The sequence below is a fragment of the Colwellia sp. C1TZA3 genome, assembly GCF_007954265.1.
Classification (GTDB): Bacteria; Pseudomonadota; Gammaproteobacteria; order Enterobacterales; family Alteromonadaceae; genus Cognaticolwellia.
In genome coordinates this window covers 42,987-57,161 of record NZ_VOLS01000016.1, presented here as the reverse complement: position 1 = coordinate 57,161, position 14,175 = coordinate 42,987, and the positions used below count along the sequence as shown (strand labels likewise).

The window sequence follows — 14,175 nt, the reverse complement described above, 5'->3', positions numbered from 1 at the left end:
TCAACAGTTTACGCAAAGGTTTAATGGCTAGAAATGTCAGCATGCCAAGATAAGTTAAGCCAAGCCAAAAAGGTATTAACTGGTGGCTGTGTTGCATTTGCTGACTAATATTAATGTTAAAATACATTAGTCCCCAGTCCAGTAATAAGCCAGAAATAATCGCTGAAATACTAATGCCTATAGGTATTTTATTAATACGCCACTACCCATTTCATTTTTAATAACGTCTAAGGTTGAAATGTTAGTGGCTGGTCTCGCCATCATAAAAACTAAGGCAGTACCTGGAGAAATGCCTGCCATAATAAAGCCTGCGGCAATAGGTGTTGAGGCAGTAGCGCATATATACATAGGAATTGACATAGCAATCATCACTAGCATAGCGCCTAGCTTAATAAAAATCATTTGGCTACAAAGGTTTTTTACGGCAGTGGCGAATAATAAGCCAAGTAGTAGCCAGCGCACTAAGTCATCAATCAGTTGTGTCGCGCTATAGCGAATGCCGGTCAATGTTTTGGCTGTTACAGAGTTGCTAAGCTTTGCTGATTTGCTTGCACAGCATGAGCTTGTTGGCTCTGCTGCTTTAGCTTTAACAGCGGCTGTTTTTTTGCATAGCAAGTTGTCGATTCACTACTTGTTTTAGGGCTTTTTACTTGCGGACAACTCTCTTTAGTTGTCGCGACAATCATACCGGTAAATATTGCTGATAATATGGCCGTAATATCAGCAATATGGCCGTAATTGGGCGGTAAATGGCTAAGACAGGCCCTAATAAAGCATAGGAAACTGACACTGAATCTACGTCGGTTTCAGGTGTTTCGACTAAAAACGCTGCAGTGGCAGGAGCTGAAGCGCCCAAACGTCGTAGTTCAATCGCCACAGGGATCACGCCACATGAGCATAAGGGTAATGGCGCGCCAATAAATGCCGCTTTAATAATAGCTTTATTGCCATGACCTAAATGCTGGCTTAAAACTTTAGTGGGCAGCTAAGCTTTCATTAGACCGGCAATAAGTAGACCGAGTAATAGCCATGAGCTAGCTTCAACACTAAGTTGTAATAGATTTTCTAAAAATAAGATGAGGGTATTCACATTTGGTTCAAATATGACGTTGTTATTAACAGTTTATCATAATTTTTTTCGCTGTTATTGATCTGTAATCATGCTTGTGATTTTCTACATATCACGATATTAAATCCCATCATTAGCTTAAAATCATAACTTCTACTTTCGCTAATTAATTGTACGGGTATAATGGAGGTAATTTTTTGCGCAAAGTTAATATTTGAGTCATTTATGTTTGAAAATCTTTCCGATCGTTTAACGAAAACACTAAAAAATATCAGTGGCCGTGGTCGCTTAACAGAAGACAATATAAAAGAAACTTTACGTGAAGTACGGATGGCATTGTTAGAGGCTGATGTCGCTTTACCGGTTATTCGCGAGTTTATTGCCAAAGTAAAAGAAAGTGCTGTTGGGCAAGATGTGTCGAAGAGTTTAACACCAGGTCAGGTTTTTGTAAAAATTGTTCGTACTGAACTTGAAATGGCGATGGGTGAAGTTAATGAATCCCTTAACCTAAAAACAGCACCGCCAGCCGTTGTCTTAATGGCCGGTTTACAAGGTGCAGGTAAAACTACCTCTGTTGCTAAGTTAGCTAAATTTTTAACTGAGCGCGAAAAGAAAAAAGTGCTCGTGGTGAGTGCTGATGTTTATCGCCCAGCAGCGATTAAACAACTGGAAATGTTGGCCACTGAAATCAATGTTGGCTTTTTCCCGAGTGATATTAAGCAAAAGCCTATTGATATTGCTAACGGTGCAATTGATCACGCGAAGAAAAACTTTTTTGATGTCGTTATTGTTGATACCGCCGGGCGTTTGCATATCGACGGCGAGATGATGGCTGAGATTCAACAGTTACATGCGGCTATTAAGCCGATTGAAACTTTGTTTACGGTTGACGCCATGACAGGTCAAGATGCGGCTAATACCGCCAAAGCCTTTAATGATGCTTTGCCGTTAACCGGTATCATCTTAACCAAAACTGATGGCGATGCCCGTGGTGGTGCGGCGTTATCTATTCGCCATATTACCGGTAAACCGATTAAGTTTATGGGGGTTGGCGAAAAAATTGAAGCCTTAGAGCCTTTTCACCCAGACAGAATTGCTTCTCGTATCCTTGGTATGGGCGATGTACTGTCTTTAATTGAAGAGGTCGAGCAAAAGGTTGATCGTAAACAAGCTGAAAAATTAGCGAAAAAAGTAAAAAGTGGTAAGGGTTTTGATTTAGAAGACTTTCGTGATCAACTCGTGCAAATGAAAAGTATGGGCGGCATGATGGGTTTAATGGATAAATTACCCGGTATGGGCAATATGTCGGAGCAAGTTAAAGGCCAAGTGGATGATAAAATGACTATCCGCATGGAAGCTATGATTAACTCAATGACTAAAGCCGAGCGACAACGCCCTGATGTTATTAAAGGCTCTCGCAAGCGTCGTATTGCCGCAGGTTCGGGTACGCAAATTCAAGATGTTAATAAACTGCTAAAACAATTTACTCAAATGCAAAAAATGATGAAAAAAATGTCGGGTAAAGGCGGCATGCAAAAAATGATGCGCTCAATGAAAGGTATGATGCCTCCAGGTGGCGGCATGGGCGGCGGTATGCCTGGTCGTTAATTTGATAATTTAGACCGTGCTTTGAAACAAAAAAAGGTAGCTAAGTGCTACCTTTTTTGTTTCTTAAACTTGCGTTATGTTGATATGATTTTATAAAAAAATGGGTTGATTTAGTGCCTCACCGATGACTTTATTTAACTGAGTATCGACGGTATAGGTTAAATTAAGCGCTGTTATTTTTAAATTTTAAATATTCTTTGAGTGCATTTATATTCTTCTTATTGAGTATTCTATTACCTAGGGCTGTTAGCATTGAGCCTAAGACCACAAAGCCAGCACCGATATAAGCGAGTACATTCAACTGTTGTGCTTGGAATGTTGAGGGCCAAATTTGCTCAGCGATAGTGGCAAACATCACAGTAAGTAATGGCGTTATCGCCAAGGTCGCACTCACTTTTGCCGTTGATAAATATTCTAATGACTTAGCAAACGTGCCATAGGCAATAAGGGTGTTTGCGCAGCAAAAAAGTAATAACAGTAATGCGCTATCATCTAAAGACATTATTTTTTCGGGACTTGCTAACGGCAAAAAAAACAGCGCGCTTAATAAATAAATACACCACATTATTTGGTTTGAACTGTAATAACGCAACATTTGCTTTTGTATAATCGCATAGGCTGCCCACGTTATTGCCGCACCAAACATAATGATAAAGCCAAGTAAAAAATCATGATTATCCATCGCACTATTATCAATGCCACTATCACTAATAAATCGTTGATTAAAAAATAATAACAAGCCAGAAATAAGTACCAAAGAACCAACCATTTGGCCGCGGCTAAAGTGCTCCTTCATGACAACAACACTGCCCAGTAACATAAAAAATGGCGCCATTTGAATGAGCATTTGTGCAGTTTCCACAGGTATATAGTGTAATGAAACTAGGTACAGTATGTAGTTAAAGCTCAACAGAATGGCAGCAAGCAATAGTCGTTTCATCACACTGGTTTGTTGCAGTGCTGAGCGGGGTATTTTTCTTGTTGCTGATAAAAGTAGGGTAACAAAAAATGCGGCGAACACGAAGCGATACCAAGTAATGGTATAAGCGTCCATTAATACTAAAACAGATTTTAGCGCTAAAGGTAGTAATCCCCACATAACAGCCGTAGTCATCGCTAGCATTAATCCTTTTATACTGGTGTTTGTCAGTTCAGTCATCGTTTTTCCGGCCAGAAAGGGTTAATTGAAGCGCGAGAATATAGCGCTTGATTTTGCAGGCGTGGATTATATAGTTTCGCCGATGGCTATGTATAGTCATATTAATAACTGCGCTAACTAATTTGTGAAATAACGCATCTAACAATAGCTTTAGGTTGCTTTATCAGCAGAAAAGCGTAACATACGCGAGCTTTTCCGTCGCTTAGTCGACGGAAATGTCTGGGAAATTCGTTTTAACACTTAAATTATATAGAGGACGATATGGTTACCATTCGTTTAGCTCGTGCCGGCGCAAAGAAGCGTCCATTCTATCAGGTTGTTGTTGCAGATAGCCGTAACTCTCGCGATGGTCGTTTCATCGAGAAAGTTGGTTTTTTCAATCCTACAGCGCAAGGTCAAGCGGAAAAATTACGTTTAGACTTAGACCGTGTCAACCATTGGGTTGGTCAAGGTGCAACTGTATCTGATCGTGTGGCCAAATTAATTAAAGATGCTAACAAAGCAGCTTAATTTAATTGGTAGGTTTTAGGAGTTTGTTGTGGAAGTTATTGGTAAAGATGTCACTTTAGGTAAAGTAGGCGCAGTCTACGGTATCAAAGGTTGGTTGAAAATTCATTCATTCACAGATGACCAAGAAGCCATTCTAGACTATTTTCCTTGGTCTTTAAAATTAGGGAATAAGATTCAATCAGTAGATATTACCGATTGGCGCAAACATAACAATGGTCTTGTAGTTAAAGTTGCAGGTATTGATGATCGCGATATAGCCCAAAAGCTAGTGGGTTCAGAGATATTTGTCAGCGAAGAGGCGTTATCAGACTTACCTGATGGTGAGTTTTATTGGCGTGATCTAATCGGCATGGCGGTAGTTACTGACAAAGGTTACGACCTAGGTCAGGTTTCCGACATAATGGAAACCGGCGCTAACGATGTACTGGTTGTTAAGGCTAATCTGAAAGATGGCTTTGGAAAAAAAGAAAGGTTAATTCCTTACTTAATGGACCAAGTTATACTTTCGATAAGCGCTGAAGATAAACAGATTTGTGTTGACTGGGACCCAGGTTTCTAACTTGAGTAAGAGTGTATCAACAAACATGCTTAGCGATAAGAAAATGTGGATTGGGGTCATAAGCCTTTTTCCTGAAATGTTTGACGCCATTACTGAGTATGGGGTGACAGGCCGAGCGATCCGTAATGGCTTAATTGAGTTCCATAAGTGGAACCCAAGAGACTTTACTCATGATAAACATCGCACTGTGGACGACCGACCTTACGGCGGCGGACCAGGGATGCTTATGATGGTGCAACCATTACGTGATGCTATTCAAGCTGCAAGAAAAGCTGCAGATGAAGATAGCAGCCCAGATCTTATTAAAGAAAAGGGTAGAGCGAAGGTTATTTATTTGTCGCCGCAAGGACGAAAATTGGACCAAGCTGGTGTACGTGAATTAGCACAACATGACCGACTGATATTTATAGCAGGACGTTATGAAGGTATAGATGAGCGACTAATTGAGTCTGAAATAGACGAAGAATGGTCGGTCGGAGATTATGTATTAAGTGGTGGGGAATTACCTGCTATGAACGTAATCGATGCCGTAGCACGCTTTGTGCCCGGAGTATTAGGACATCAACAATCAGCTGAGCAGGATTCATTTTCTGACGGTTTATTAGATTGTCCACATTACACTAGGCCAGAGGTTATGGACGTTTCGGTAAACGAGATAAAGTCTGTTCCTAAAGTGCTATTAAGTGGTAATCACGAACATATAAGGCAATGGCGCCAATATCAGTCGTTAGAAAGAACGTGGACTAGAAGACCAGAACTATTAACTAACCTAGCTCTGACGGCAGAGCAGCAAAAAATGTTAACGGCCATTAAGGCTGATAATAAAAATGCTGTTGATGACTGTGAACACTAGGAAGAAGGTATTATGAGTAATATTATTAAGCAGCTTGAAGCTGAGCAAATGAAAAAAGATGTACCAGTGTACCGCCCAGGCGATACAGTTGTTGTACAAGTAAAAGTTACAGAGGGTGAAAAATCACGTCTTCAAGCATTTGAAGGTGTTGTAATCGCTATTAAAAACCGCGGCATCAATTCTGCATTCACTGTTCGTAAAACTTCAAACGGTGTTGGTGTAGAGCGTGTATTCCAGACACATAGCCCAATCGTTGACTCTATTGCAGTCAAGCGTCGCGGCGATGTACGTCAAGCTAAGTTGTATTACTTACGCGAACTATCTGGTCGTAAAGCACGTATTAAAGAGAAATTGGGAAAAAGATAATTCCCCTTTAATACGAGTATTATCAGTTAGTTTGAAAAAGGCCTGTTTGGGAAACCAAACAGGCCTTTTTGTATTTTTTTTAAGCTGCTAAAGTGCTAAAGACTTTATTAACTATAAAAATAGCGTAGATTATGAATAATACCAATCCCATTAAGTTATTGCTCACTTGTACTAGTTAAAATAGCTCAAGGCTGTGTTGCTCTCACTCCCAATAGCCAGCTATTGCTCAATCGAGCGCCTTACCTTGAGTTATTTTTCCTGCGCACAACAAGATCACAAACTTAATGGAACTGGTATAATACCAATCCCATTAAGTTATTGCTCACTTGTACTAGTTAAAATAACTCAATGCTGTGTTGCTCTCACTCCCAATAGCCAGCTATTGCTCAATTGAGCGCCTTACCTTGAGTTATTTTTCCTGCGCACAACAAGATCACAAACTTAATGGAACTGGTATAATACAACGCTTGTTATAGCAGTAATCGCAGTACCTGTGTTGATGCATTACGAGATTCTATCAGAGCAGCCAGTGGAAAAGTTTAAGGCATTTTTACTTGTTGAGCAGCTATAAGGTTAGAAATGGCCACGATAAAAGCATGGAACACGCTAGCCACTGCAGTGCCTGAGCCGGAAACTTTCGGGCTATTTTCTTTGCTGTTGTGCTTTATCGGTTTAGGTAAGTACAAAAAGCAGTCAGCAATTGTTTTATCTTAACACTCGATTTTTTAGGCTCTTAGGTTTTATTCTGTTGATTTTAAGGTTTTTTTTGTTTATGAAATATTATTTCGAAAACATTATTAGGTCATTTTAGTAGTATTAATATTCGGCTTATACCATCTTCAAATTGTATAAATAATTCATGTATATTCGACTTAAGTGGTGTGTCCCATCGCTAAAAGTTAGGCTATTATGATGGTAAGTTAAAAAACTGATCGATAGTTGAATGAGGTTTTGCTTCGACATCTCAACAAGCCATTAAATAACAAGATTTCAAGGATTAAGCATGCACAAATTAAAAAGCCATTATCCCGTATTAGCGCAAGCAAAAGCCGACACTTATATTGACGCTGCAAAATATGAGGCAATGTATAAGCAATCAATTGAGCAACCTGATGTTTTCTGGGCTGAGCAAGCTGAGCAGTTCCTTGATTGGTATAAGCCTTGGGACAGTGTTTCAGACGTAGATCTGAAGTCTGCTGATATCAAATGGTTTTCTGGTGGTAAATTAAATGTTAGTTATAACTGTATTGATCGTCATTTAGTCAGTAAAGCTGACGATACCGCCATTATTTGGGAAGGTGACGATCCCAGCGAAGATAAAAAAATAACCTACCAAGAACTGCATGATCATGTTTGTCGTTTTGCTAATTTATTAAAAGCACGTGGCGTGAAAAAAGGTGATCGTGTCTGTATTTATATGCCGATGATCCCTGAAATTGGTTATGCCATGTTAGCTTGTGCCCGTATAGGTGCGGTTCATTCAGTGGTATTCGGTGGTTTTTCTACTGAAGCTATTCGTTCACGCATCGCTGACGCTGACTGTAAAGTTGTTGTTACCTCTGATGAAAGTTTTCGTGGTGGTCGGGTTATTCCATTGAAAGTAAATGTTGACGCCGCCGTTGCCGACTGTCCAAATGTTCACTCAGTGATTGTTGTTCAACGCACTGGCGGTGATGTCGCGTGGAATGACAAAATTGATGTCAATTACCAACAAGAAGTCGCCAAGCTTCCTGCAGTTTGTCAGCCGGAAGTAATGGACGCTGAAGATCCACTCTTTATTTTATATACCTCTGGTTCAACAGGCACACCTAAAGGTGTATTACATACTTGTGGTGGCTATCTACTTTACGCTGCCATGACACATAAATATGTTTTTGATTATAAAGACGGTGAAGTTTACTGGTGTACGGCAGATGCTGGCTGGATCACTGGCCATTCTTATATTTTTTACGGACCACTAGCAAATGGTGCAACCACGCTGGTTTTTGAAGGTGTGCCGACTTATCCTGATGCTAGTCGTTTTTGGCAGGTGTGTGATAAGCACCAAGTCAATATTTTCTACACGGCACCAACCGCTATTCGCGCTTTGATGAGTGTTGGTGATAGTTTTGTTGAAAAAGCGGATTTATCATCGCTGCGCCTTTTAGGTACGGTAGGTGAGCCAATTAACCCTGAAGCATGGCACTGGTATTATGAGACGGTGGGTAAAAGTAATTGCCCTATTGTTGATACATGGTGGCAAACAGAAACGGGTGGGATTTTAATTACCTCCTTGCCAGGAGCGGTTGACATGAAACCAGGTGCAGCAGGTAAACCCTTCTTTGGGGTTAAACCTGCACTGTTTGATAAAGACGGCAATACTCTTAAAGGTGCAAATCAAGGTTTATTAATGATGACAGGTAGTTGGCCGGGTCAATTACGTACTGTTTATGGTGATCATGATCGCTTCTATCAAACTTACTTTAGCCAATATCCAGGTAATTACTTTACCGGTGATGGTGCCAAGCGTGATGAAGACGGTTTTTATTGGATCACCGGTCGTGTTGATGATGTATTGAATGTTTCTGGTCACCGACTAGGTACGGCTGAAATTGAGAGTGCTTTGGTATTGCACCCGGCAGTTGCTGAAGCCGCTGTTGTTGGTTATCCGCATGAAATTAAAGGCCAAGGTGTTTATGCTTATGTCACCTTAATGAGTAATGCGACCGAGTCAGACGAGTTACTCCGTGAGTTAACCGATTTTGTTGCGAAAGAATTAGGCCGTTTTGCTAAACCTGATTATATTCAATATGCTCCAGGGCTACCTAAAACCCGCTCAGGTAAAATTATGCGTCGTATTTTACGCAAAATTGCTGAGAATGATGTAGATACCTTAGGTGATACTTCAACGTTGGCTGATCCTGCTGTTGTTGAGAACTTAGTTAAGCATCGTATTGTGCATAAATAAAATTGAGCATATAAAAAATTAAGCTAAAAAGCGCCATTCGGCGCTTTTTTTATGTTCATGACAAACGGTATAATACCAGTTCCATTAAGTTTGTGATCTTGTTGTGCGCAGGAAAAATAATTCAAGGTAAGGCGCTCGATTGAGCAATAGCTGGCTATTGGGATTGAGAGCAACACAGCCTTGAGCTATTTTAACTAGTACAAGTGAGCAATAACTTAATGTAATTGGTATAACCTGTTCACCTGAATGTGAAGGAAGGTTGATTAGTCATATTTTTTAGAATAGGACTGTACGTGAGTAAATTATAGTGTAATATAAACGATACAAAACAAGTAAACTTTATTTTACAGCTAGAGGGGTTTGAAAAATGTACAATCTGCAGTATCAATATTATTACCTCCCATACTTTAACTAGTCGCTCTTCTAGCTGCACAACTATTAGTAGAGAATAGTTGTTAGCCAAAATACTTTACTTAAAACTTATATTTATTGTTCTATATTTAGGAAAGAATCATGTCAAAAAATACCTTAACGGCGTCAGATGCAAAGCCAATACCTAAAAGTAGGCTGAATGATATTCACGTAAATGCGGAAGATGTCTTAATTACCCCTAATGCTTTACGAGAAGAATTACCCTTGCCAGAAGCAGGCCGTGTTTTTGTTAAAAATGCTCGCCAAATTATTGCCAATATTATTCACAAACAAGATCATCGTTTATTAGTCATAGCAGGGCCTTGTTCTGTGCATGATCTTGAAGGTGCTAAAGCTTATGCAAGACAACTAAAAAAATTACATGATAAATATCAAGGTAGTTTATATATTGTTATGCGAGTTTACTTTGAAAAACCGCGTACTACGGTGGGCTGGAAAGGGCTAATTAATGATCCGCATATGGATGGTTCATTTGATGTAGAAACCGGCCTTCGTAAGGCCCGTGCATTATTAATTTACTTAACTGAGCTAGGTTTGCCATTGGCGACTGAAGCGCTAGATCCAATCAGCCCACAATATTTAGCTGAGCTATTTAGTTGGTCGGCTATTGGCGCACGCACCACAGAGTCACAAACGCACCGTGAAATGGCCAGTGGTTTGTCGATGCCAATTGGCTTTAAAAATGGCACCAGTGGTGGCCTTGGTGTTGCTATTAATGCTTTGCAGTCAGCCGCCTCTTCACATCGTTTTATGGGCATTAATCGCTTAGGCCAAGTGGCACTGATTAAAACTTCGGGTAACCCTGATGGCCATGTCATTTTGCGTGGTGGTAAAAAGCCTAATTACGATGCAGTTAATGTCGCTTTATGTGAAGAAGAATTAGCCAAGCAAAATTTAGAGCCAGGTATCGTGGTCGACTGTTCACACGGTAACTCTAATAAAGACTACCGTCGTCAACCCTTAGTGGCAGACAATGTTTTTGATCAAATTTGTGCAGGCAATAAAACCATTATTGGTATTATGCTAGAGAGTAATATCAATGCCGGTAATCAAAGTTCAGAGTTACCCATTGACCAGCTGAAATATGGCGTTTCTGTGACAGATGCTTGTATCGATTTTGAAACCACAGAGCAGCTTATTTCAGCGGCGAGTGCTAAACTTGAGGTGGTTTTAAAACAGCGGATTAATTTAACCGTTAGTGAATAGGAATAAGCAGCCACAATGAATAACAAATCTACATTTGAGCAAAAATTAGGTGTATTACGCGATGAAATTGACGATATTGATGGTCAATTAGTTGCATTATTAGCAAAACGTCGCGTTGTTACGACCAAAGTGGGTTTATTAAAAAGCCAAGCGGGTATGCCAATTTTCGCTCCTGAGCGTGAAGCGAGCTTATTAAAGATACGCCGCGAACAAGCAATAGATGCCGGTTTGTCGCCAGAGTTAATAGAAGATATTCTTCGGCGTTTGATGCAAGACTCCTATGTCAGCCAAGATGCTAGTGGCTATCGTTGTGTTAATCCTAATTGCAAAAAGGTCATAGTGATTGGTGGTCAAGGGCAATTGGGGCGAATTTTTGTCGATTTATTTAACCGTTCTGGTTATCAAGTACAGGCTTTAGAGCAAGCTGACTGGCCAAACAGTGCTGATATTTTAGCTGAGGCGAGTTTAGTCATCGTTGCGGTGCCGATTAGATTAACCACTTTGGTTATTCAAAAATTAGGCAGCTTGCCTGAAAACTGTATTTTGGCCGACGTAACCAGTATTAAAGAAGCGCCACTATATGAAATGATGAAAGTACATGCCGGCCCTGTTGTTGGATTACATCCAATGTTTGGGCCTGATGTCACTGGTTTAGTTAAGCAAACTATTATTGCTTGCGAAGGCCGCTTTCCACAACAGTATCATTGGTTATTAGAGCAATTTAATGTTTGGGGAGCAAAAATTTATCCGGTTGAAGCACATACGCATGATCAAGCGATGTCTATGGTACAAGTTATGCGACACTTCTCAACGATTGCTTATGGTTACCACTTAATGACTGAAGGGGCTGATATAGCGCAATTGGTTGAGATGAGTTCACCAATTTATCGCTTAGAGTTAATTATGGTTGGGCGTCTGTTTGCTCAAAATCCGGTCCTTTATACTGATATTATTTTCGCTAATCAAGACAATATCGCTATGATGAAGCGTTTTGCCTATCGATTTTTAGCATTACTGGAAGATGTGCAAACAAATGATAAAGCAGCCTTTACTGAAATGTTTTCACAGGTTGCTGATTATTTTGGTGATTATGCAGATATCTTTATGCAGGAAAGCAAAGTGATGTTGGCAAAAGCAGACCAATTAAAAAAATACTAGACAAGGAATGAAATGAAAAAATTTGTGGCGACGCTATTAAGTATTATGCTTGTTATTTCTGGCTGCGCCAATAGTCAGGTGGAAGAAGCGCCGATGGTCATTGGTGAAATCAGCCAACAGCAACTGATGGCTAATCATAAGTTTTTCCAGCAAAGTTATCAGCTATCTCAACTGTCTGAGCTTGAAGTTGTTGCAATTAACCGTTGGCCAAAGGATTTACACGTAGACGTTTACTTTGGCTCTTGGTGCCATGACAGTGTGCGTGAAGTGCCTAGATTTTTAAAAATAGTTGCACAAAGCCCAACGCTTTCCAATCGCTTAATTGCCCTCGATTATGCAAAGTTAGAGCCAAGCGGATCAGCTAAAAGCCACGATATAAAATATACCCCCACTTTTATTGTTTATCAAAACGATAAAGAAATTGGTCGTATTATTGAACGTCCGAAAGTGTCATTAACGGCTGATATCTCAGCGATGTTATAGTGTAGTTTAAAATGTAAGTGTCAGCATGTAGAGACAAAATCACTGATGAATAATATGCTCTGTGATTTTTTTGATCATGGCTTACTTTTCTGATAATAGCTTAATGGATATGCAGACTTTATCGGTTATTGTCTAAATATATGGAGTAAAGTAACAGCTTTAAGCTAAAATCAGGCTAATGTTGGCAGATAACTGAAGTGTTATTAAACTAAAATTTGATGGCGATTCCAAGGGCAATTGAACTATCTATCCAGAGTGAATCGCTAAAGTTCGCATTACAAATATTTCGCTGGCAAAACATGGCGTCATCCTCATCAATTAAGGTGGCATAGGCGCGTAGTTCGGTTACTAAGGCTATTTGTTGAGAGAATTCATAGCGAGTACCAAAGGCAACACTGGCTGAAGGATACAGTTCTTCACTACCTTGTTCGGCATCAAAATAAGCACCACCTAGCCCTAAACTCAAAGTGGTTACATAGCTTTGCTGGCGATACAAAGCGACGCCATTAAAATGTGCATAAGTGATATCTAGCTCATTATTAACTTGATTTTGGCCAATAAAATCATGGCTAACACGGTTGAAAAGTATCTGACCTTGGCCATTAACATTTTCTTGCCACGCTATACCAACAGCAATGTTACTACCAGAGTCAATATCGATATCGCTATTGTCACTGGTAACCAAATCAGGACCGTATATTTGACCCACCATAACACTGAGTTCTAATGGCTGTGCTATCGCTACATTTGATAACAAAAAAGTGCAAAGAATGGCTCGTGGTGTTAACTGGCTATTCACTTTCATTACAAGGTGTCCTGTGATTAGTTTTTTTATAAACTCAGCCCAATGTAGTGGCTAACTTTGGCTAACCTTGGCACATTTAGACTGAGCTTTAAGACTGTTAAAAATTAAAATTAGCCAAATAAGTCAGTCAGCTTTTTCTTGGCCTTTTCTTGTAGCTTCTCTTTCAATTTTTCTTTAGCGCTATCGGTTAACTTTTTCTTTTGTGTGGTTTTTGCTTGTTGCCAAATTTGAGATAATGCTTGTTTAACAATTTCAGCACCGAGTTGGCTTGCGGGCAAACCAGTGTCACCACCAACATTATCTAATATAATATCAGGTAATGTGGCACTATGTGCTTTATTACCAAAGGCACTTAAATCAAGCGTTAGCGCGGTGCCAGCAAGGATGATTTTACTGACTTTTATTTTAGGCTCTTCGCCACTTTCAGTCTCAGCAGCACTTGCCTCAGCTTTAGGGGTGTTACGCTTAATAGCATCTAAAATATCTTTAATATTAGAGCCACCGGTTTGGGTGAATTGGACAAAAGCTTGTGGTGATTTGATGATTATCGCGTCAATAATAATAGGTGATGAGGTTAAACTTTCTAAATTAATATCAAGTGTTACTTCTTCTAAAGCGAAAGCGTTTGGTTGGCTATAAGTTTTAGGATTGGCTAAATTAATACCTAAAATACTACCTGCACCGCTAGCGAGCTTAATATCAACAGTTTTTACCGTAACCCTTTGTTCGGTAACTTGGCTGCCCACCGTTTCAATTTGACCTTTAATATAGCCATTGAGTGAGCTGCCGGCTAAAAACCAAAGAGCACCACCACTAAGTAATAATAAAACAATAATAATTGAGGCAATAATTTTCACGAGTTTAATCCTTAAAATATAAAAATGAAGTATGGCGCATACTGGCTATACTTCATTTGGTTTATGTCTCATTAAATTATATCTTAATAAGTACAAAGTTAATTATTTTTTCTAATTTGCGACCAAAGCCTTAAATCTCAGGCTAAGGCGTCTCGAGCACTTT

15 protein-coding genes are annotated in these 14,175 nt (G+C 39.7%); 10 read left to right on the top strand and 5 right to left on the bottom strand.

Annotated features, from left to right (window positions below; genetic code table 11):
- Positions 1-177 precede the first annotated feature (177 nt).
- Positions 178-615 (bottom strand): permease, encoded by a 438-nt coding sequence (locus tag ESZ39_RS07015; RefSeq protein ID WP_223270279.1) that lies wholly within the window; start codon positions 613-615, stop codon positions 178-180.
- A gap of 67 nt (positions 616-682) precedes the next feature.
- Complete coding sequence (locus tag ESZ39_RS07010; RefSeq protein ID WP_411266863.1) at positions 683-985, bottom strand: permease; 303 nt, start codon at positions 983-985, stop codon at positions 683-685.
- 309 nt (positions 986-1,294) lie between these two features.
- On the opposite strand from ESZ39_RS07010, the gene ffh reads away from it, so the two are divergent.
- The gene (ffh, locus tag ESZ39_RS07005; RefSeq protein WP_146879196.1) at positions 1,295-2,677 is read left to right on the top strand and encodes a signal recognition particle protein; all 1,383 of its coding nucleotides are present in this window, start codon (positions 1,295-1,297) and stop codon (positions 2,675-2,677) included.
- Positions 2,678-2,840: 163 nt separating this feature from the next.
- Here ffh and ESZ39_RS07000 read toward each other — a convergent pair whose 3' ends face one another.
- Positions 2,841-3,836, bottom strand: coding sequence for a DMT family transporter (locus tag ESZ39_RS07000; RefSeq protein ID WP_146879195.1), 996 nt, complete (start codon positions 3,834-3,836; stop codon positions 2,841-2,843).
- 261 nt (positions 3,837-4,097) lie between these two features.
- Between ESZ39_RS07000 and rpsP the strand changes: the two genes are divergently transcribed.
- From rpsP to ESZ39_RS06955, 9 genes are all read left to right on the top strand, one after another.
- Complete coding sequence (gene rpsP / locus ESZ39_RS06995) at positions 4,098-4,346, top strand: 30S ribosomal protein S16 (protein ID WP_146879194.1); 249 nt, start codon at positions 4,098-4,100, stop codon at positions 4,344-4,346.
- Positions 4,347-4,374: 28 nt separating this feature from the next.
- A complete protein-coding gene (gene rimM, locus ESZ39_RS06990; RefSeq protein WP_411266862.1) occupies positions 4,375-4,905 on the top strand; it encodes a ribosome maturation factor RimM in 531 nt (176 codons plus the stop codon).
- Between the two features lie 43 nt (positions 4,906-4,948).
- The gene (gene trmD, locus ESZ39_RS06985) at positions 4,949-5,758 is read left to right on the top strand and encodes a tRNA (guanosine(37)-N1)-methyltransferase TrmD (protein ID WP_146879212.1); all 810 of its coding nucleotides are present in this window, start codon (positions 4,949-4,951) and stop codon (positions 5,756-5,758) included.
- Positions 5,759-5,770: 12 nt separating this feature from the next.
- A complete protein-coding gene (rplS, locus tag ESZ39_RS06980) occupies positions 5,771-6,124 on the top strand; it encodes a 50S ribosomal protein L19 (protein WP_146879193.1) in 354 nt (117 codons plus the stop codon).
- 579 nt (positions 6,125-6,703) lie between these two features.
- On the top strand, positions 6,704-6,838 hold the full coding sequence (locus tag ESZ39_RS06975; protein WP_146879192.1) for a PEP-CTERM sorting domain-containing protein: 135 nt from the start codon (positions 6,704-6,706) through the stop codon (positions 6,836-6,838).
- Positions 6,839-7,127: 289 nt separating this feature from the next.
- A complete protein-coding gene (acs, locus tag ESZ39_RS06970; RefSeq protein WP_146879191.1) occupies positions 7,128-9,071 on the top strand; it encodes an acetate--CoA ligase in 1,944 nt (647 codons plus the stop codon).
- A gap of 513 nt (positions 9,072-9,584) precedes the next feature.
- Entirely contained in the window at positions 9,585-10,709 is a 1,125-nt protein-coding gene (locus ESZ39_RS06965; protein WP_411266861.1) for a 3-deoxy-7-phosphoheptulonate synthase, read from the top strand.
- Positions 10,710-10,724: 15 nt separating this feature from the next.
- On the top strand, positions 10,725-11,867 hold the full coding sequence (gene tyrA, locus ESZ39_RS06960) for a bifunctional chorismate mutase/prephenate dehydrogenase (protein WP_146879190.1): 1,143 nt from the start codon (positions 10,725-10,727) through the stop codon (positions 11,865-11,867).
- A 12-nt stretch (positions 11,868-11,879) separates the two neighbouring features.
- Positions 11,880-12,350 (top strand): thioredoxin family protein, encoded by a 471-nt coding sequence (locus tag ESZ39_RS06955; protein WP_146879189.1) that lies wholly within the window; start codon positions 11,880-11,882, stop codon positions 12,348-12,350.
- Positions 12,351-12,558: 208 nt separating this feature from the next.
- Here ESZ39_RS06955 and ESZ39_RS06950 read toward each other — a convergent pair whose 3' ends face one another.
- Together ESZ39_RS06950 and ESZ39_RS06945 are read right to left on the bottom strand one after the other, a co-directional pair.
- Positions 12,559-13,155: an outer membrane beta-barrel protein gene (locus ESZ39_RS06950; protein WP_146879188.1), complete on the bottom strand. Its 597-nt coding sequence runs from the start codon at positions 13,153-13,155 to the stop codon at positions 12,559-12,561.
- 110 nt (positions 13,156-13,265) lie between these two features.
- On the bottom strand, positions 13,266-14,012 hold the full coding sequence (locus ESZ39_RS06945; RefSeq protein ID WP_146879187.1) for a hypothetical protein: 747 nt from the start codon (positions 14,010-14,012) through the stop codon (positions 13,266-13,268).
- Positions 14,013-14,175: the final 163 nt, after the last annotated feature.